This is a genomic window from Paraburkholderia phymatum (assembly GCF_038900715.1).
Lineage (GTDB): Bacteria > Pseudomonadota > Gammaproteobacteria > Burkholderiales > Burkholderiaceae > Paraburkholderia > Paraburkholderia phymatum_A.
The window spans coordinates 56,694-75,174 of the sequence record NZ_JAYMRZ010000035.1 but is presented as its reverse complement, the minus strand read 5'-3'; the positions used below and the strand labels follow the sequence as shown (position 1 = coordinate 75,174).

Below are 18,481 nucleotides of genomic sequence, written 5' to 3'. Positions count from 1 at the left end.
CGCAAGCTCCTGCGGTGTGCGTCCGGCCTTGACCAATTCCACCATCTGCGCCCGGAATTCCGGCGGGTACGGTGTACGAGTCTTGCCCATTTCGGCACCTCCTCTTCAAAAAGAATAGGTGTCCGTTCTTGCGGGTCAACCTCACCTCGCTTTCCCGAGCATTCCGGAAGACCCATGATTCGCTTTTCAAGCTCCCTTTTTAACAGGCCGGCGCTGTTTATCTACGCTGGAATCGGAATCACACTCGCGACCACGGGAGTCACGGTCGCCTCGCTTTACGAGATGAGGCTCGACGCGATGGCGCAGGCGCGCGATGCTGCCCAGAATATGGTGATCTCACTGCAAAACGAGATCGAGCGAAATCTCGACATCTACCAGCTCGCCATGCGCGACGTCGCGACAAGTGCCGAGACGGCCAGCATCGTACGGCTTCCCCCGGACGTCCGGCAGCTCGTCGCTTTCGGTTCGGCCACCAATGCGAAGGAACTGGGTGCCCTGTTTGCGACGGACGCAACGGGCAAGCTCGTGCTCGACTCGCGTTCGATTCAGCCGCGAAACCTAAATGTAAGCGACCGCGACTACTTCCAGGTTCAGCGGCGCCAGAAGAATGCGGGCCTCTACATCAGCGCGCCTTACGTGCCGTACACTGCCACGCCCGGACTGCCGCATATCGCGCTAAGCCGGCGGCTCGAGGACAAGGACGGCGGTTTCGCGGGCATCGTCGGCGGCACGTTGCGGCTCAGCTATTTCCGGCAACTTTTCGAAGACTCGATACTCGGCCAGCACGACACGATTACGTTACTGCGCACGGACGGAACGGTTCTCATGCGTCAACCGTTTCACGAGGGTGACATCGGCAAGTCCCTCGCGAGCGGTCACTCGTTCGGGCCGCTCGTGCAATCCGATCACGGCACCTATATCGATATAGCCGTACTTGACCACATCGAGCGCCTATATACTTTCCGGCGGATCGGAAGCTATCCACTCGTCGTCGTCGTTGGCTTTGCGACGGACGACATCTTCGCAGGATGGCGCAAACGAGCGATTGCAATTGGTATCGTCAGCGTCATTCTCGATGCGCTTCTCATCCTGCTGTCACTGATGTTCAGCAGACAATTGCGCAAGAGACTGGCCATGGAGCGCCGCTTGCAGCGACTTGCCTGGTTCGACTCACTCACGGGTCTGCCAAACCGGACGCAACTCCAAAGAGAAGCTCTACGGATTCTGACGAACGCCAAACGGATGGGGTCGACGCTCGCGGTGCTGTTCATCGATCTGGACCGTTTCAAACGCGTGAACGACACTCAGGGCCATGCCGTCGGTGATGAGGTCCTGAGCCAAATCGCACGACGCCTCCAGAACGAGATCCAGACTGGTGACATAATCGGCCGACTTGGGGGAGACGAATTTCTCGCCGTTCTGCAGGAGTGCGACATGCTAAAAGCCAAACGTGTCGCCGGGCGCGTTCTGCAGGCCGTGTACCAACCGATCCTCATCAACTCGAAGCAAGACACCCGTATCACGATCAGCGCCAGCATCGGTATCGCGCTCTCGCCGCACGACGGGGAAGAAACCGACATCCTGCTGCGCAACGCGGATCTGGCGATGTATAAGGCCAAGAGTGCGGGACGCAACCAGGTGCGGTTCTATGCTCCCGAGTACGAGCGTCAGGCGAAGGAGCAGCTCGAGCTGGAGATCGCGCTACAGCGGGCATTGCGAGGGAACGCCCTGAGTGTCGCCTACCAGCCCAAGGTCGATGCCACAGGCGTGCTACGTGGTGTCGAGGCGCTCGTGCGGTGGGACAACGCCGGGCAAAGCGGCATTGCGCCGGATCGCTTCATCGCCATTGCGGAGGAAAGCGGGCTGATCGCGGAGATGGATGCCTGGGTGATGGGCGAGGCCTGCAGGCAACTTGCCGACTGGCGAGCCGAAGGTCTTGACGTACCCAACATGTCGGTGAACGTCTGCGCCGCAGACTTCAAGCGTCCGGATTACCCAGGCTTCGTCACCGATACGCTGCAGGCTCATGGTCTGGTTGCCGCAGACCTGACGCTCGAAATGACCGAGCGGGTCTTGTTCGATGAATCGGTCGAAGATATTCGGAAATCGCTCGATGCCATCCATGCACTTGGCATCGCACTGTCGATCGACGATTTCGGCACGGGCTACTCATCCCTGAGCTACCTTCACCGATTTGCCGTCAAGGAACTGAAAATCGACCAAAGCTTCGTGCAGGGCATCGGCAGGGACAAGATGGCAGAATCGCTGGCGCAAACGATGATCCATATCGGTGAAATCCTGAAGCTGACCGTTACCGCCGAAGGCGTGGAAACGCATGCCCAGCGCGATTTTCTGAGCACACACGGCTGCCATCTGTATCAAGGGTTTCTGTTCTCGCGGCCGCTCGCACCTCGCGACTTCGCGCGCTGGGTGCAAACGCATCGGCCATGCTCATCGCCTCGCGAGGCGGACACCAAAGCCACCCCATTTGGCGCCACCCCTGCCTAGAAAACGACGCGAGACAACCATATCCGCGCCATGCCGATTCGAGGTGATGTCATTCCGCCGGTCGGGTTTCGGAACCGATGTGTGTCTTTAATTGAGAGATGTGTGTCTTTACTGTAAATAACGCTGTCGTCTACGCTCGGGGTGACCTGGCAGACCCTGTTGTAAAGGCGGCGACGAAGGCTTACATCGCCGGACTGACAGCGGAAATCAAACGCCTGTTGCCGAAGCGGTCGGCGCATGTGACGCTCGGCATCGGTGAATTGAAGTTTCTTGCATGCGCCGAAATCAACGATGCGCTCGCGACGATCCGGTAAAGCCGCTGCAACATTTTGCTCGCGGCGCAGTCGATCGCGAACCTCGAAGCACCGGCTGACAAGCGACTGGATGGCAAGGCATTGGCGCGGGAATTCGAAGTCAACACGCCTGTCAAGTTCGTCTACAGGGACGCAGATGAGCGCACAGCTGAGTGGGCGGAAAAGCTTTTATCAATTGGACGTATGAAGCCGTTGCGTGGAAACGGGCGTCGGCGGGCTTTGACATGACAGACATGACAGACATGACAGTGTAGCCGCTTGCGCCCGATAAACCCGGGTGGCTCGAATTTCTCGCCCGCAAAAGGCGTCGTTCCAGAGGTTTGCCGTCAGTAGCACCATATGGAACTGGGCGCAAATCCAGCCGACCTGGCGCTCACGGATCAGCGGCGGCATCGTTGATTGATCGACGCCGTCAACGACTTACAACAGGACCGCTTGTTGTAGGAGTTCCAGCGCTTTCAATTCGTCCAGTCGACCCGTGCGCGCCTTGCCCGCCAGCGTCTTGATCAATGCTTCTGCTATCGGTGCAATACCGTGAAGATTGTCCAGGCTGGTCACGGTAGCGAAGGGGAGCGGAGCCGGACTTTGCTGCGGCTGCGCGGAGGCGGGCATCGACTCAGACGGTGCTCGCGTGGGTGCCGGAACCGCTTCATCATTTTCTTCGAATGAACGGGTGGCAAGGTCGTCGGGGAAATCATTGACATCCGCTCGCGGGCTGACGACGATCGTCTCCCTGTCTTCCGCGACGTCCGCCGAAACAGATGCGGCGCTTTCCGATGCATCCAGGGCGGTCGCACGCTCGCGTCGCGTGCGCACCTTCCCGTCGACGCGTTTTCCCTGTACGCCATCGTTCGTTGCCAGCGCAGGCGGCTCATGTTGTTGAACGGATGCGCGACCGCGTGGAGCAGGCGCAAGCATGCGCGACACCGACTCTGGAATGTCGGCTTCCGTGCGCGGACTGTCTAACCAGCCAACTGGCAATCCGAGTCGCTCCGTGAACCGGGTTATTTCCACACTGTCCATGCGCTTCTTGCCATGTAGCCGATCGGCGATGTTGAATCCACTCATCTCCATCACCACGCCGAGTCTTACTTTTGATCCGTTGCGCTTGGTGAGAAGGTGGAGGTTAGCGCGTCGGATGTTCTCCACCTCGGTGCTATCGCTCAATGCCAACGGTTGCTGTTGCGGCGTCTTGGGAGGCGGCTTGTCTTTCGAGCGCGAAGCTTTGCGCGGCGCACGAGGTTCAGGCTGTGCAGGCATGTCGCTTCGACGACTCTTGACGGCTCTTGGCGAACCGCCAGCTACTTTCTTTGGCATTTGCGCGTCCTCGGACAAACTATCTTCAGGAACTGGTTGCTGGTCGACGGTCCTGGCAGGAGCCGGCTCAAGTGCTTCGGGCTCTGCGTCGATTCCTTCGTCGATCTGGACGAAGTCGAGCGGTGACTTCAGACGGGCGATAATCTCGTCCGCGAGCGCAGGATTGGGTTGGTCAAAAAAGCCATGCGGTAATCCAAGCGTGGTTTCCATGTGAAAGGCAGTCTCGGGCGTGAACCGCTCGCCTTTCATCAGTTCGGCCACGCGCGCCATGTTCGATTCGAGTGCGATGGCGATATTCTCTGCGCCTACCGCGTCGACCAGAAACTGAAACGATCGTGTTTTGAAGATGGAGGCTGTCTGGGCGGAGTCTCGGGGAGGCACCTTCACATACGGAGGTCCCGGCCGTTGGGGCGGAGGCTTTTTCTCGTGGTGAGGTTGACGCTCGCCGTTGCGCCGGGATCCCGCATATCGCCCGCGGGCTTGACTCATATAGTAGGACTCCACGCGACGTTGATTCCGGCAGTGATTATAGACGAGGCGATGTCGGTATTTAACGCCGTCCTCATGCTGTCACATTTCGGGATTAAGCTTTTCGCCCTCGGTAGTCCGCCCACGGTCGTGGGCGTCATGCAGCGCCCGTCACCGTACAACCTGACGACCGGCGTTTCTCTCTTTGCATCAGGAGCATCCCGTGTTGAGCGCCCACGAATTCGCAACGTTGATGCTGGTCAAGGACTCGGCCGATCACATTGCTGATCGGGAAGAACTTGGTGCGTTGCTTGAACGCCAGCTTGTCGCCCTGGAGCGACTTGCGGGCGGAGCAGTACGCCCTCGCATCACGGAGGACGGGGAGTCTCTTCTCCGTAACCTTGCGTTTATCAATTGATGGAAATATCCGTCGTGTGCCGCGTGAAATTTTGCCAACCGCACGACTGGCGGGCGGCAGGAACTCAACGCAGCGCTTCCAGGTGGCGTTGGCAAATTTTGTCGTCGCCACCGCGTCGATAGCTCTGCATGGCCTTCGTGCGGTCCGGAATGAATCCGTTGTCGTCCGCGCCCCACAGGCCTTCCCAGAAAAGCCCGAGATTGTGTGCCGCGGCCTCGTGGCCCAGTTCAATGGCCTGCTCGTAGAGCGATCGCGCACGGCTCACATCAACCTGCATACCCCGTCCGAGCCGGGCGCTGTCGGCCAGCGCGGCGGCGGCCATGCCGCGCAGACGATCTTCCGCGGTTTCATCCTTCATCACGTCTTCAAGGATCGCGTTACCTCTCTCAAAGTCCGCCTCTCCACCTGTCGGCGTGACTAGGGAAATTGCCATGGCCATTCGCCAGGCCGGATGGCGATTGACGCCAATGCGCTCCAGTAACCAGCGACCCAGACGCGGGGCATGGCTTAATGTGCTGGTGAGTAGCGCATTTGCGATGGCGGCGAGCGACTCGGGTGACAGGAAGCCGGTCTTGTTCGCCGCAATGACGTGATGGGAGAACTTTTCAACATCGAGTGCAGGGTCGGCGCGACGCAACTGATGCCATTCACGCTCGATGGTTCCCACCCAGCTTTCCATTTGCATGGTGAGCAATCCGTTGGTGAAGAGTGCACCTGATTCTAGTTCACCTTTGACTGAAATTGCAATTATCGGTTTTTGTTGCGGTCCCGCCGGTTCCAGCCGACCGTGAAGAATGCCTCGGGGACGACTGGGAATTGCTAGTTGCCACGGAAGCGCAGGTACCTGTCGAGCTTGCCATGGAGCCTTCGCGCGAGGCAGCCAATGCGATCCATTGGTCACGTCACATGATGGTGCGGCGCGAAACTTGCTCAGCTACCCTTGCGCAGCACCATACATTGCGAAAGACGGAGAGCGGGCATGACAGCGCGAGGCAAGATGAGTGACAAGGCGGAGCGAGACCGGCAGGCACAGCAGAATGAAGAGGAAAGGACTGTCCCGACCGATGTTTCCGGGTCTTCTGACGAAGGCACAACGGTGCGCGAGGCGCGAGTGTGGGAGGATGATCTCTCGCAAATAGCACACAAGCCGGACGATTGAGCATCACGCCATGGAACGCGGCTGTGCCGATGTCAGCATGTCCGTCATGGATCGCTGATCGAGCGCTACGTTTTTGACGCACGACCTACGGATCACCAACTATAAGAGATCGTCGTGACTATTTCACCGGGTGCTGCCACGTCGTTTCGAAAATCCGTTATTGATAGATAAGGAGTGCTATCTTGAATCCAACCCATCAGTCCGCCAGTGAAGGCGGAGCACAGATCACGCGCACGAGCGCCGATCCGGCCGACGGGCCGGGTCCCGATGTGATGGCTGCTGCGACACTCGACGGCAATACCGTGCTGAGCGCAGACGGTGACGACGTCGGCAAGATCAAGGAGATCATGCTCGACGTGCGCACGGGCCATATAGCGTACGCGGTGCTGGCAAGCGGCGGGTTTCTCGGTATCGGCGGCAAGCTGCTCGCGATCCCGTGGGCCATGTTGACGCTCGACACATCGCGCGAACGCCTTGTAGTGTCGGCATCGTCCGAGCAGATCAGGAACGCACCTGGCTTCGACAAGGATAACTGGCCCGCGATGGCCGATCCGGACTGGGCCGCCACCGTACATGCATACTACGGCAGCAAGCCATACTGGAGAGGTCGCACGGAACTACCCGTCGACGAGCGCGGCGACATGCGGATTGGCGAAAGCGTCGCGGATTCGCCTGCGTCGCCAGAGCGAGGGGACGTCAAACTTTAACACTGGCGATACGTGCGTCGCACGGCCTCACGCGAGCGCTGACCTCCGCAGGTACTACTCAAGCCTGCCGGCTGGGTCCATGCGACCATGCAGGATGCGGACAACGAATATCGTAACGCCCTGCAGACGATAAAAGATAGGATGCCAGGCCTGCCTGGGATAAAAGGCCTTCTCGGTTCAAAAAAAGCATTCTGGCGATGAGAGTGCGAGACCTGATGACCAGGTTCGTGGTGACGGTAAGCTCCGACGACACGATCGAAACCATCATGGAAAGCTTTGAGAAAGCGTTTTCATCAACCCGCGCGTTACCGGACAACCCGCCCCGCTATCGTGTGGTGACCTGACATGAACGACAGGCGGCGAAAGATCATCCATGCACAGAGGCAACGCCTCGAGGCGCTGAAAGTCAAGGTCGAGGAGCTGAAGGCGGAAGCCGGGAGCATCCGGAGCGAACTGGAAGCCGTGCGTGACGACGAACAGGCAGCTTTCGCCAACATGTCCGCAAGCAGGCAATCCGGCGAGCCCGGGCAAAATGCGGAAGCGTCCATCGACAACCTCGACACGGCCCTCTGTGCGCTCGATGAAATTGAAGACCTGACGGACCTCGTCGATGCCATCGAAGCGCTCGGCGATGCGGGGAACGGATAACGTGTCCACGGTGGTTGCCCGGCCTGGGCAGCGCGAGAGACCCGGCATCAAGGAAGACGCCGCCCAGCGCTCCAGGTCGCGTCGTTTCATGAGAGCGTGTGACTGGCTCAAAAAATCCGGTTCCCTGACGTCAACGAAACCGGGCCCGATGCGTTTTGACAGTGGACGACGCAATGATTCGTCGCCTTCCCCCCACTGGAGACTCCAATGAAGAAGCTTGCTGCCACCGTGATTGCATCGCTGTTTGCTACTGTCGCATTCGCCCAGGCATCCGCACCTGCTGCGACCGCACCGGCAGCCACCGCTACGGCTCCGGCCACGGCCGCCACGACGTCGGCGCCTGCACACAAGACGACGAAGCACATGCATAAAGTGAGTCATCACGTGACGCACAAGAAGGCGGCGCAATAAGACACGGCCTCGGCGCGAAGTATCAGAACCCTGCTTCGGCAGGGTCCTATGCTTTGAGCGATCGGCCCTGAACAGGCAATCGTTTAGACCTCTTCAAGGTGTTCGCGGCAGTCGGTGGGCGCGGCTGCATTGGTCTCTCTCAAACAACTCTGCCTGATGCGAACGCGAGCACCTTGCTGCCAAGGCATTCGCGGCGGCCCGTGGGCGGGGCCGTCAGAGTGGGCAAGCTGGCGCTTGTGCCTCTCAGAATCCCGCAAACGCTGCCTTATGCGAGCGCGAGTGCCTTGGCTCTTCATGTCTTGCGTCGCGCATCTGATCCGTGTCGGTTCGTGAGCACGTTGAGTTTGGCGCGCCGGAGCACTTTTTCGACACCGTCCTCAAGGCTGTCAGCTTACTGGTCAGAACGTGTATCCGACCGACAAGAACGTGACGATCGGATCCAGCCTGAGCTTGGATTCGCTCCTGACCTGACCAACGGCAGGGTTCGTCGTGAGCCTCGCGCGGCAAGGTGGCGTTTCCGCCGCTCGCCCGGGCGGCACTCGATCAGTATCTCGTGCAGCGGTGCTTGTCGCGAACCTTGAGGAGGACGACGCCGGCATCGAAAGCACGCGGGTGTCGCGCGTGCTGAGGCGGTTCTTCGTGCTGTTGGCCGATGCGATCCAGGACGAGCGGCCCGGGACGGCCGAGAAGCTGCGCCGGGCGAGCACGCACTGGATGCGGCGCATACACGCGGCACATGTGCTGGCGAGGGGCACCGAGCTGATCATGGTGCGCGACAATTTGCGCCTTTCGATCTCGACGACGTCGACCTATCTGCATAGCGACGAAGTGCAGCGCGCCCGGCGGTTCGATCAGGCGTTTACCGCACGGGACTTCAGGAAGTAGCCGTTTATATCCACCTCCCGCATAAGCACACGAATTTTCATAACTTCGCTGCCTGGCGTCGAGCGCAATCATGCAACCCAAAGTGCCCCGAGCGCGACGAGCAAGGCCGGCGGCATGACGACCAGGCCCAGCCTGAGAAACTCGAGGGCTCGCACATCAATCCCTTCGCGCCGTAGCGCCGTCAGCCAGAGGATGGTGGCCAGCGATCCGGTGACGGACAGATTGGGACCCAGGTCGATACCGACCAGAACCGCGTTCAACACGTGGAGTGGCGCATGAGCCGCCACCACGGTGTAGCCGGCAATCAGGCCGGCCGGGAGATTGTTGATGAGGTTGCTGGCCAGCGCGACGGTGATGCCCGACAGCCAGCCCGCCTGTGATGCGGGGTCAAGCGACAGGGGGCTCATCGCATGAGCCAGGCAGTCGATGACCCCCGTCCGTTGGAGGCCGTCCACGAGCACGAAGAGACCGGCGACCAGTGGCAGGACGGACCACGAGATTTCCGCCAGATAGCCCCACAGGAGCCGCCGCTTCTGCATGCAAACGCCAGCGAAGACTCCGATGCCGGCTGCGAAGGTCGGCCAGCCTAACGGTGCGCCTAGGGCGGAAGCGCCGAGCATGAGAACTGCCATCATCGCGAGGCCCCAGCCGGTCGCCTTTCCGGCAGCAGAGAGTCTGGGGATGTCGGTTTTCTTTTCGATGCTCTGAGTCAGCGACCCGATGTGGTCCCTGCATGTGGTGCTCACTTTCGCCGCCGCGATGTGTCCAGATGTTTACGGGCGCTGGCGATAGCTGCTGCTTGCACTATCTATCGGTTCGCGACGAAGGGATCCTGGCCACGAGCCCAGACGAGTTGCTTGACGTTCTGGCAACGTGACCGCGTCGCGCGAATGGATGCGTCGGACAGGGCGCTTGACGCTAACGCCGCCTGCGATGTCGTAGACGCAGGTGCATCATGTTGTCGAGCGTGTCCGTTCGTCAGATGACCACGTGCCCCCGACGCCGGTGATCCGCGACAATCCATATCGCGGTGCGCGATCATCACGCCCCCCGCAATGCGCGAATGAAGAAGTACGGTCTGCCGGAGCTTATGATCCGGCGCTTCATTGAAGTCGTGATCGATCAACGTTATCGGCTTGCGGCTCGTGATCCGGTGCAGCGCCTGCTCAACGTACATGCATCGCGCTGAGTTTCCACCATCGTGCCCGGTAATCGGGCTCAGCGCGCACCAGGTCGCGATCAGACGCGATGCCTTGGAGCTTGCCGTCTCCGACGGCGAAGGCGATGAACCGCCGCCAGGTGCGCGCGGAGGTCCTGCGCCGAAATCTGTGGGCAGTTATTTGATTGCCTTACGCCAAAAGACCAGGTATGCGGCTGCACAGGATGCGATAAGCAGGACGCCCCACATCGGGGCCATGCTGACCAGAACGGAGGTGACAGACATATCGGTATCCTAACTATAGTGATTGATTTTCAACACACAACTGCTTCATCGCTATGCCAGCGATCTGGCCAAGCGTTGTGTTCCGTTTATCGATGCATCGATGCTATCTCCGTAAGCGGTGTCATGCCTGTGGTTTCCTGTCGCACGACCTTGCGCCAGGTCAACCATCATTCAGTGGAGACGCGGTGTCCGTCCGCAATCCACTGTCACTCCCACCGAAGGACGAAGTCATCCCCCTGGTGCACGTTGGCTCGGGATTTTTGCTACCGGGGGTGCCTGTTGCCCCATGCAACTTGTTGCCCGTCAGAATGCTGGCGGTCACGAGGCGGCTCAGCATGACAACACGAAGGGAATTGACTGGCGCAGTCGACGTCGACATTTGTGTGGAAGCGAGTCGAGCTCAATAGGCGCGTAACCCAGCTGTTGCCGGCCGAGCGGGATGCCCGCGCAATGGAGTGCGGCGGATGTTGGACGCTCGCCCGGGATTTGGTCTCGAAGGGCGCGCAAGGCGGATGACGACTGAACAGCCCCGCCCCTTGACGTCGTGGAGCAGATATTCCCGATGCAACCAGGCTGTACCGGAAAGACTTACATCTTTTGCGGCTTATTGGGGTTAATTCCAATGCGGTATTTGGATTGCCAGAATTGTTATACGGCACAGCTTGCTGTAACTTTATCGCTCCAAAAGCCAGAGCAGACATCCCCGGCTTTTGGTGCGTGCTGGGAAATCCCGCCTGTTTTGAGACCAGCCCTCTCATGAGAGAGCTGCGGGGCCTTTTTTGTAAAAGCGGGAAGGCGCTGCGTTTACTGGCTGTAGAGCATGTTGCCTTTGCAACGATCGTGCTTCCCGGCTTCGACTGAAAATATCCTGTTCCGGCGACAGACTGTCCGCGCGGACGGTAGATGTTATTCGTTGCCACGCCGCGACGGCAATATAAGCACTTCTGAGAGACTTTAAACAACATGAATCGATATGCTCAAACCATCGAGCACCTCGAGCGTAGCGGTGAGAACAGCGGCCTGAGACGCGCCCTTGCTGCGCGCCTCAACACCGCCCTCAGGCGAGCCAACGTGAGTTCGTCTCGCGTTGCCAGGTGGCTCGGCGTCAGTGAATCTGATGTTCAGTTCTGGCGCCGAGACATTACGGTGCCTCCGCTAAATGCATTCAAACGGATCGCCGGCGCTCGATCTTGATGTGCATTGGCTGTGTACCGGACAGATACGAGGGGTGGCCGGCTGAGCTGCCTCTGAAGGATTGCGATGCTTGCCGTCCCGTGAGCAATTTGGCAATGACATGTCGAGTCGCCTCCCGAAAACACCTATTGCCGGCAGAAGCCGCTTCATCAGATATTGACAGGGCGATCGGCGAGTTGCCGGTCGCATTTCAACTCAACGGTTTGGAAAGAACAGGAAAATGGCAACAGGTACAGTGAAGTGGTTCAACGATGCGAAGGGTTTTGGATTTATTACGCCGGACGACGGCGGTGAAGACCTGTTCGCACACTTCTCCGAGATACAGGCAAAAGGCTTCAGGTCTCTTGAGGAAAACCAGAAGGTGAGCTTTGAGGTGAAGCAGGGGCCCAAAGGCAAGCAGGCGGCAAACATCCAGCCGATGTAAGACACCGGTCTGCACAGGAAGACGAGGCGCGTCTGATCGCTGTACGATTTCGCGCGCCTGATGCGCGGTCTCTCTCGCCGCTTCTGTTACTGGACTCCGCGGGGAGACCCAAACATCAAAGGCACGAAGTCTGCGTTGTGGCATTGCGTCCCTCCGCGCAATACCGATGAGAGAGGAAATCACAGTGGATCAACGAAAACGGGACAGCATTGTCGCTTACCTGCGCCGTCGAATGGCCGAGGTCGGGATTGGCCTGGACGATGTTGCAGCCGCCATAGCGCAGGACGAAAACGCTGCACGGTATCGTAGCGCAACAGGACAGACATGGTCCGGCGATGGCGAGACGCCCCAATGGCTTAAACAGGCCATCAGTGCCGGTCAATCTCCCGAACACTTTGCCGTTGATGGAACCGCGTCGCAGCGCGACGCTGCCACGCGTCGAAAAACAGACAGGCGCGAAGATCCGTTCGCAGGAACGCGCCTCGCAACGGTTCACCCTTCATATGCTCATGCCCGTTGATGCCTGAATGCGGTACTGGCGTGGCGCGCTTCTGCTCGCAGATTGGCACGGAGGGAAGGTACTCTGCGGCGCTGCTGCCGAATCGGGCAACTGCGCCACATAGACCCACGGGAAAATGCCGCGCTCGTGTTTGTCGCTGAATACCAGTTGCATGCCGTAACCGGCCGGGCGAATTTCCGGAATGGCGATATCGGGTAGCACGACGGGTGCATTCCCATCGTGGCGAAGCCGCCGGCATTCGGCGCAAGGGCACCGCATTCGCAGCACGCGCGATGCGATCCGTTGTGCCGGACCGTCGTTCCAATGCAGTGTCAGTGCCCATGCATTGAATTCGATCTGCCGTGGACTCGTCATCGCGCGGCTTGCTCAAGCTGTTGCAGCGCAATCCGGGCGGCCTTGCGCACGTCGGGATCGGCATCGCCGGATGCTGCGTGCAGTGCGTCTGCTGTCGAGGTGTCGCGCAATTCGCCGAGAGCAAGCGCGGCTTCCTTGCGCAGCTTGCCGAGCGTTGTCGCGGCCTCTTCACGGACTTGCCACACGGGATCATGCAGCGCTTGCAGCAGCGCAACCGGCGTTGCGGAATCGTCCATATGCGCGAAACCCAAAGCACCGATAGCAGCGCGGCGAATTTCGGCGCTGCTATCGCGCGCGGCGATATCGGCAAGCGGCGCGAGTGCTCGCACGTCCTTGAGCCACCCGAGCACGCCGACGGCTTCGATGCGCGCGCGGGGATCGACATGCGCGAGCGCGCGCAAGGCGGGCGCGAATGCGTCGGCCACGCGCAGTTCGCGCAACGCGTGCAACACGGCGGCCTTCACGAACGGTTGCGGATGATCGACCCACGCGCAAAGCACCGCACCCGATGATGCATCCTTCAGTGCAGACAGACTCGACGCAGCGGCTTCGCGCACTTCGCTATCCGCGTCGATCAATGCATGACAGAGCGCTTCGACGATTGCCGGCCTCCCATGCGCCTAACACGCGCGCCGCTTCACTGCGCACCGCGGCGGAGTCGTCGTGTTTCAGCGCCGCGACGATGGGTTGAAGCGCGTCGGGGTCTTCGAGATCGGCGAGTTCGATCAGCGCGATGCGTCGGACGACGGCATCCGCATCCGAGAGTCGCGGCAACAAGGCAGCGACTTCCGGTGCGAGCGTTTGCGGATCGTAGGTCAAAAAGTTCGAGGCGGTCATGAACGGTCGAGGAGTGGAGTCGCGCGGCGTCACGCTGTATCGCGCAGCAGCGAAAGACATTGACGCTTGATGTCGATGAAGGAGGGATCGAGCGTCGCGTCGTCGGAGCGTGGGCGCGGCAGCGGCACGGCAATATCCGCGACCACGCGCGCGGGCCGCTTCGACAGCATCAGGATGCGATCCGCGAGAAACAGCGCTTCTTCGATGTCGTGCGTGACGAACACAACTGTCGTGCGCACCTTCGCCCAGATGTCGAGCAGCAGCGTCTGCATCATGCGACGCGTTTGCGCATCGAGCGCGCCGAACGGTTCGTCCATCAGCAGCACGCGCGGCCGGTTGATCAGCACACGCGCAATTTCGACACGCTGCTGCATGCCGCCCGACAGTTGCGCGGGGTAATGCGTGTCGAACCCGCCGAGTCCGACGAGTTCGAGCAGTTCTGCCGCTTGCCTGCGCCGCTCGTTCGCGCCGATGCCCTTCATCTTGAGGCCGACGCGACGTTGTCGATCACGCGCTTCCATGGAAACAGCGTGTGTTGCTGAAAGACGAGCCCGCGCTCGGGATGCGGACGATCGACGGTTTCGTCATCGACGGCGATCGTGCCTTGTGTCGCCGCGATGTGTCCGGCGATCGCGCCGAGCAAGGTCGACTTGCCGCAGCCCGAAGGACCCAGCACGCAGACGAACTGACCGGGCGCGATATCGACGTCGAGACCGTCGAGTGTCGTGATGCGCGCATGCGGCGGCCTGACTTCGACGGAAACGTGCGCACGTTGACGCGTGCCGGTGCGTAAGCGGTTTCGGCGGCGACGGTGCTCATCGGCGTGTCTCCTGCAATCTGTACCACGGTGTGAGCGCGACGCCCAGACGCTTGACGAGCACGCTGCTGCCCATTCCGAGCGCGCCGATCAGTGCCATGCCGACGACGATGTCTGGGTAGTTCTGCAACGTGTACGACTCCCACGTGAAATAGCCGATACCGTACTGGCCCGCGATCATTTCGGCCGTCACCAGACAGAACTACGCGGTCCCCATGCCGATCGCGAGGCCCGTGAAGATGGCGGGCGCGGCGCCCGGCAGCACGACTTCCCTGTACAGCGCGAGCGGTTTCGTGCCCAGACTGCGAGCGGTCGCGATAAGCCTTGGATCAACGCCTTCCACGCCGTGCACGGTATTGAGCAGAACCGGGAACAGCGCGCCGATGAACGTGACGAACATCATGCTGAGTTCCGACGAAGGAAACATCAGGATCGCGAGCGGTATCCACGCGACGGCGGGAATAGGGCGCAGCACTTCGAGCGCGGGTAGCGCCGTATCTTCGACCGCGCGATAGCGGCCGATCGCGAGGCCCAGACCGATACTCACGACAGCCGCCGCGCAAAAACCCGCGAGCACGCGCCATATGCTCGCGGCCAGATGCATCGGCAGCTTCGGCGAATGCAGCAGCGTCCACAGCGCGGGCAGTGCATCGGAGGGCGCAGGCACGTTTGCGAACGTGATGAAGCCCGCCGACAGCCGCGCTGGAGCTGCTCAAACGTACGCCCGACACGCACGAGCGCGCGCGCCAGGAACTTGCCTTACGCATCACGCTGGCTCCCGCGTTGGTCGCGACGAAGGGCTATGCCTCCCCCGAGGTTGAGGCGACCGACCTATACGCGCGCGCTCGCCTTGTGCGATCAGGGCGGCGAAACCCGGCAGCTTTTCCTCGCGAAGTTGGGACTGCGAACGTTCTTTTCGCTGCGCGCAGAACACAGAATGGCATACGAACTGGGTGAAAGGCTGCTCGCCTTGGCCGAGAGCGCGGACGACCCGGGCCTGCTGGGACAGTCGCATATCGTACTGGGAACGTCATCTTTCTATCTCGGTGAGCTTGGCCGCGCGCGAACCCATCTGGACCGGGGCGTAGCCTGCTTCGACCTTGAGAACCACTGCGCCGACGCGTTTCTCCTGGGGCAGGACCCGTTGGTGCATGGGCTGATTGCCTCTGGCCGGGCATTATGGTTCCTGGGCTATCCGGATCAGGCGCGCAAGCGAATGCAGGAGGCGCTCGCGCTCGCCCGGAAGCTGTCTCACCCCTACAGCCTGGCGCTCGGCCTGACCCTGGCCGCCGAGCTGCACCAGTGCCGACGTGAAACGGAACGGACGCTCGAGTACGCCGAAGCGGCCATCACGCTGTCAACTGAGCAGGGGTTTCCGCTTTGGCTGGCATGGGCGACGATTCTGCGTGGGTGGGCGTTGGGCCAACAAGGCCGCGCGGAAGAGGGCATTGCCCAAATGCGCGAGGGCCTGATTGCCTATCGCGCGACGGGTGCCGAGTTGGCGCGGCCCTATCAGCTGGCGCCACTCGCCCAGGCCTGCGGGAACGCGGGGCAGGCAGAAGCGGGGCTGGAGACGCTGCGCGAGGCGCTAAACGTGGCTGATCGCAAAGGCGAACGTTACTATGTAGCGGAATTGCACCGACTCAGGGGTGAACTGCTCCAGCAGCGGTCAGGCGCGCAATCCCGCTACCTCGCTGACCACGAAGCAGCGCAGGCATGTTTCCGTGACGCCATCGCGATCGCCCGCCAGCAAGGGGCGCCCGGTCGCTCGAGTTGCGTACGGCGTCGAGTCTGGCTCGATTGCGCCAGCGCGAGGCCAACAGGGGCGCCGCCCGGCAAACGCTAGCCGCGATCCATGGTGCTTTTGCAGCGGGCTTCGAAACCGCGGACTGGCAGGACGCCAAAGCGCTGCTGGACGCGCCGGTGTGAATCGGATACACACCATCTCGACAAAAGAGACGGTTATGTCGTCGATGTGGCGTTGCTAGCGTTGCCCCGACAACGCCAGCAGGAAGACCTGTTCGCGTTCATCAAAACATCAGCGGCACGGGTCACACGCGGCGACAGGTGAACTTGCTGTCAGTTGTAGCCCAGAATTGCAGCCATCGCGACATCGGGCCGATCGTTCGGGTTACCGGCCAGCGAGGCGGTCGGCTCCCGCAATACCGAAAGATACGACGGCGTATATGCTTCGTTCGCTGTCTTCGCATCCCGATTCATGCGTTCCTGCGCGTGGCTGTTTTCCGGATGAGTCATCGATGTTCCTGCTCGAGGGTTTGTGGTTTCAAATCAAATGATTCACAGGACGACGACCTGTGCTTCATCGCTCGCATTGCGCTTCAATAACCGGCTGCGGGTCCGCCGTGTGATCGCGATCACGGCCAGCACGACGGGCCCTATCGCGAGGCCTTCGGCCAGCTCGGGCTCGATGGGAAGATTCAGCACATGCAACGCCTTGAACGCCGCGGCCGCCAACGAAAGCACGTAGTACGAGATCGCGGCCACGGACAGCCCTTCGACAGCATGCTGCAAGTGCAGCTGGTTGCGTGCCGTGCGCTCCATGCCGGCGAGCAGGCGGGTGACGTCCTTTTCCTGCGCGAGATTGACGCGCGTGCGCAGCAGATCGACGGCGCGCGCGATACGGGCGGCGATCTGTTCATGGCGCGCCCAGACACTGCGGCATGTTTCCATCGCGGGTGCAAACCGCCGTTCCATGAATTCCTGGATCGTCGGCATGCCTTCGATGCGTTCTTCGCGCAGTTCCTGAATACGCGCCAGCACCAGTCTTTCGTAGGCTCGCGACGCGCTAAAGCGTCCGCCTGACCCGGATAGTGATTCGACGCGAACCGCGAGGTGCGTGAGCTTGACGAGGAGCTGCGAGTCGTCACCATCGGCGCCTTGCGCATCCATGCTCTGCATCAGCGACTGAAGCGACGCATGGATCTCGTCCAGATCGCGGCTCATCCGACGCGCGATCGGCAACGCCAGCAGTGCCATCATCCGGTACGTCTCGATTTCATAGAGCCGCTGCAGCAGCCGTCCACCCTGTTCTTCGCGAAAGCCCTCGTCGATAACGAGAAAGCGCATGAAGCCGTCCTGCCTCACGTTCCAGTCGCAGAACACCTGGCCGCCGCCAAGCACGTTGCTGCCGACGAGAATCGGCCCGTCGATCCATTGACGCAACGAATCGCGCGCCGCGCGTGCGCTGTCTCCCGTCAACAGTTCCATGCGGGACGCGACGAACCGGCTTCCGGCGAGTTGCGTGAACCAGCCGGCGGGAATGCCCTGGATTGCACTGTCGTTGAAATAGTCGCTGTCGTTGCGCGGGATGACGAACGTGAACGTGGAGAATTCGGTATGACGCTCCCACTTCAGATGCCATCCGCACGGCGATTGCACCGAATAATGGGTGGCGCCTTCCGCGGGCATCGGTATGCCCGTGTCCCGGCACAATGCGTGTAGCAGCGTCCCGTGTATCGATGGATTGTGTTCGGCATAAATCGCGTAGTGCGTGAGGGCGACAGACTCGGCCAGCTTCAGGAACGGGCGAGCATGCAATTCCGCAGCCAGCATGGCGCGCAATGGATGGTCCATGGTTGATGTTTTCACGGGTTGCTATTCACGCAGCCATCGATGCTGCAACATACCTGCATGCAGAAACTATGGCAGAAGCGTGCCGACTATGAAATCTCATAGTTTTGATCGCCGTCTTCAGGTTTTCTGATGGCATGAGGACGGCACGGCTGCGAAGGATCACGAGGATGCCGTGTCTGGAATTGTGGACGACCTTCGCGACGGACCTGGATGACTTGAATTGGTATAGATCTCGCTGGCGTGCTTTGACAGACGTCGAAGCGGTTGTGTGCCGGGCCTCCAGGCGTGCAAACCGCTTTCGGTGCAGGTCTCCAGAGGGAGCTGCTGTTGAGAGGCCTTACCCGAGGGTTATGATTTGCTCGGGTGCATCTGGCAGCGAGAACGGAAGTTGAATAGCGGAAGAGGCACACCTGTCGTGTAAGTGGCAAAAGGTGTGAAACCCGGCGAGCGGGCACCTGTCCG

The 18,481-nt window shown here is 60.7% G+C and carries 17 protein-coding genes and 4 pseudogenes; 12 read left to right on the top strand and 9 right to left on the bottom strand.

All coding sequences use genetic code 11. The annotated features are described in order from the left end of the window. The first annotated feature begins 174 nt into the window (after positions 1-174). Positions 175-2,508 carry a bifunctional diguanylate cyclase/phosphodiesterase gene (locus VSR68_RS39030; protein ID WP_342944849.1) on the top strand — a complete coding sequence of 778 codons (2,334 nt, stop codon included), beginning with the start codon at positions 175-177 and terminating at the stop codon, positions 2,506-2,508. Between the two features lie 734 nt (positions 2,509-3,242). Here the strand turns inward: VSR68_RS39030 and VSR68_RS39025 are convergent. Then, positions 3,243-4,628, bottom strand: a complete 1,386-nt coding sequence (locus VSR68_RS39025) for a hypothetical protein (RefSeq protein WP_342944848.1) — start codon at positions 4,626-4,628, stop codon at positions 3,243-3,245. Between the two features lie 202 nt (positions 4,629-4,830). Between VSR68_RS39025 and VSR68_RS39020 the strand changes: the two genes are divergently transcribed. Next, a complete protein-coding gene (locus tag VSR68_RS39020; RefSeq protein WP_342944847.1) occupies positions 4,831-5,025 on the top strand; it encodes a hypothetical protein in 195 nt (64 codons plus the stop codon). A gap of 64 nt (positions 5,026-5,089) precedes the next feature. Here the strand turns inward: VSR68_RS39020 and VSR68_RS39015 are convergent, their stop codons facing one another. Further along, positions 5,090-5,710, bottom strand: a complete 621-nt coding sequence (locus tag VSR68_RS39015) for a sel1 repeat family protein (RefSeq protein WP_342944846.1) — start codon at positions 5,708-5,710, stop codon at positions 5,090-5,092. 294 nt (positions 5,711-6,004) lie between these two features. Between VSR68_RS39015 and VSR68_RS39010 the strand changes: the two genes are divergently transcribed. The 6 genes and pseudogenes from VSR68_RS39010 to VSR68_RS38980 form a co-directional block, all read left to right on the top strand. Next, entirely contained in the window at positions 6,005-6,184 is a 180-nt protein-coding gene (locus tag VSR68_RS39010) for a hypothetical protein (RefSeq protein ID WP_342944845.1), read from the top strand. A 179-nt stretch (positions 6,185-6,363) separates the two neighbouring features. Beyond that, positions 6,364-6,891 (top strand): PRC-barrel domain-containing protein, encoded by a 528-nt coding sequence (locus VSR68_RS39005; protein ID WP_428983691.1) that lies wholly within the window; start codon positions 6,364-6,366, stop codon positions 6,889-6,891. A gap of 215 nt (positions 6,892-7,106) precedes the next feature. Continuing rightward, positions 7,107-7,235 carry a hypothetical protein gene (locus VSR68_RS39000; RefSeq protein WP_342944844.1) on the top strand — a complete coding sequence of 43 codons (129 nt, stop codon included), beginning with the start codon at positions 7,107-7,109 and terminating at the stop codon, positions 7,233-7,235. Between the two features lies 1 nt (position 7,236). Further along, complete coding sequence (locus tag VSR68_RS38995) at positions 7,237-7,539, top strand: hypothetical protein (RefSeq protein WP_342944843.1); 303 nt, start codon at positions 7,237-7,239, stop codon at positions 7,537-7,539. Between the two features lie 207 nt (positions 7,540-7,746). Continuing rightward, complete coding sequence (locus tag VSR68_RS38990) at positions 7,747-7,950, top strand: hypothetical protein (protein ID WP_342944842.1); 204 nt, start codon at positions 7,747-7,749, stop codon at positions 7,948-7,950. Between the two features lie 502 nt (positions 7,951-8,452). After that, positions 8,453-8,835 (top strand): annotated as a pseudogene (locus VSR68_RS38980) (integrase); the annotation flags it as partial. Between the two features lie 68 nt (positions 8,836-8,903). Here the strand turns inward: VSR68_RS38980 and VSR68_RS38975 are convergent. Beyond that, a complete protein-coding gene (locus tag VSR68_RS38975; protein ID WP_342944841.1) occupies positions 8,904-9,581 on the bottom strand; it encodes an ArsB/NhaD family transporter in 678 nt (225 codons plus the stop codon). Positions 9,582-9,898: 317 nt separating this feature from the next. On the opposite strand from VSR68_RS38975, the gene VSR68_RS38970 reads away from it, so the two are divergent. The 3 genes from VSR68_RS38970 (at position 9,899) to VSR68_RS38960 (ending at position 12,417) form a co-directional block, all read left to right on the top strand. Then, positions 9,899-10,024 (top strand): hypothetical protein, encoded by a 126-nt coding sequence (locus tag VSR68_RS38970; protein WP_342944840.1) that lies wholly within the window; start codon positions 9,899-9,901, stop codon positions 10,022-10,024. A gap of 1,669 nt (positions 10,025-11,693) precedes the next feature. Then, on the top strand, positions 11,694-11,897 hold the full coding sequence (locus VSR68_RS38965; RefSeq protein WP_342944839.1) for a cold-shock protein: 204 nt from the start codon (positions 11,694-11,696) through the stop codon (positions 11,895-11,897). 184 nt (positions 11,898-12,081) lie between these two features. After that, entirely contained in the window at positions 12,082-12,417 is a 336-nt protein-coding gene (locus VSR68_RS38960; protein ID WP_342944838.1) for an H-NS family nucleoid-associated regulatory protein, read from the top strand. Here the strand turns inward: VSR68_RS38960 and VSR68_RS38955 are convergent. From VSR68_RS38955 to VSR68_RS38940, 4 genes and pseudogenes are all read right to left on the bottom strand, one after another. Continuing rightward, positions 12,397-12,771, bottom strand: a complete 375-nt coding sequence (locus tag VSR68_RS38955) for a DUF971 domain-containing protein (protein ID WP_342944837.1) — start codon at positions 12,769-12,771, stop codon at positions 12,397-12,399. The two genes, VSR68_RS38960 and VSR68_RS38955, sit on opposite strands and share 21 nt — an antisense overlap. Beyond that, positions 12,768-13,608: pseudogene (locus VSR68_RS38950) on the bottom strand (HEAT repeat domain-containing protein). The gene VSR68_RS38955 and the pseudogene VSR68_RS38950 overlap by 4 nt, the downstream one beginning before the upstream one ends. A 29-nt stretch (positions 13,609-13,637) precedes the next feature. Then, positions 13,638-14,427: pseudogene (locus VSR68_RS38945) on the bottom strand (ABC transporter ATP-binding protein). Beyond that, positions 14,424-15,192 (bottom strand): annotated as a pseudogene (locus VSR68_RS38940) (ABC transporter permease). Before VSR68_RS38940 ends, VSR68_RS38945 begins: the two co-directional pseudogenes overlap by 4 nt. 170 nt (positions 15,193-15,362) lie before the next feature. On the opposite strand from VSR68_RS38940, the gene VSR68_RS38935 reads away from it, so the two are divergent. Beyond that, positions 15,363-16,271 (top strand): hypothetical protein, encoded by a 909-nt coding sequence (locus tag VSR68_RS38935; RefSeq protein ID WP_342944836.1) that lies wholly within the window; start codon positions 15,363-15,365, stop codon positions 16,269-16,271. Between the two features lie 233 nt (positions 16,272-16,504). Here the strand turns inward: VSR68_RS38935 and VSR68_RS38930 are convergent, their stop codons facing one another. Together VSR68_RS38930 and VSR68_RS38925 are read right to left on the bottom strand one after the other, a co-directional pair. Continuing rightward, positions 16,505-16,681 carry a hypothetical protein gene (locus tag VSR68_RS38930; RefSeq protein WP_342944851.1) on the bottom strand — a complete coding sequence of 59 codons (177 nt, stop codon included), beginning with the start codon at positions 16,679-16,681 and terminating at the stop codon, positions 16,505-16,507. A 42-nt stretch (positions 16,682-16,723) separates the two neighbouring features. Continuing rightward, a complete protein-coding gene (locus tag VSR68_RS38925; RefSeq protein WP_342944835.1) occupies positions 16,724-18,019 on the bottom strand; it encodes a DUF3422 domain-containing protein in 1,296 nt (431 codons plus the stop codon). Positions 18,020-18,481 lie beyond the last annotated feature (462 nt).

What these genes read in the sequence shown, in the direction of transcription:
- VSR68_RS39030 (WP_342944849.1), top strand. Translation starts at nt 175, where the DNA reads ATGATTCGCTTTTCAAGCTCCCTTTTTAACAGGCCGGCGCTGTTTATC.
- VSR68_RS39025 (WP_342944848.1), bottom strand. Translation starts at nt 4,628, where the DNA reads ATGAGTCAAGCCCGCGGGCGATATGCGGGATCCCGGCGCAACGGCGAG.
- VSR68_RS39015 (WP_342944846.1), bottom strand. Translation starts at nt 5,710, where the DNA reads ATGCAAATGGAAAGCTGGGTGGGAACCATCGAGCGTGAATGGCATCAG.
- VSR68_RS39010 (WP_342944845.1), top strand. Translation starts at nt 6,005, where the DNA reads ATGACAGCGCGAGGCAAGATGAGTGACAAGGCGGAGCGAGACCGGCAG.
- VSR68_RS39000 (WP_342944844.1), top strand. Translation starts at nt 7,107, where the DNA reads ATGACCAGGTTCGTGGTGACGGTAAGCTCCGACGACACGATCGAAACC.
- VSR68_RS38995 (WP_342944843.1), top strand. Translation starts at nt 7,237, where the DNA reads ATGAACGACAGGCGGCGAAAGATCATCCATGCACAGAGGCAACGCCTC.
- VSR68_RS38990 (WP_342944842.1), top strand. Translation starts at nt 7,747, where the DNA reads ATGAAGAAGCTTGCTGCCACCGTGATTGCATCGCTGTTTGCTACTGTC.
- VSR68_RS38970 (WP_342944840.1), top strand. Translation starts at nt 9,899, where the DNA reads ATGAAGAAGTACGGTCTGCCGGAGCTTATGATCCGGCGCTTCATTGAA.
- VSR68_RS38965 (WP_342944839.1), top strand. Translation starts at nt 11,694, where the DNA reads ATGGCAACAGGTACAGTGAAGTGGTTCAACGATGCGAAGGGTTTTGGA.
- VSR68_RS38955 (WP_342944837.1), bottom strand. Translation starts at nt 12,771, where the DNA reads ATGACGAGTCCACGGCAGATCGAATTCAATGCATGGGCACTGACACTG.
- VSR68_RS38935 (WP_342944836.1), top strand. Translation starts at nt 15,363, where the DNA reads ATGGCATACGAACTGGGTGAAAGGCTGCTCGCCTTGGCCGAGAGCGCG.
- VSR68_RS38930 (WP_342944851.1), bottom strand. Translation starts at nt 16,681, where the DNA reads ATGACTCATCCGGAAAACAGCCACGCGCAGGAACGCATGAATCGGGAT.
- VSR68_RS38925 (WP_342944835.1), bottom strand. Translation starts at nt 18,019, where the DNA reads ATGGACCATCCATTGCGCGCCATGCTGGCTGCGGAATTGCATGCTCGC.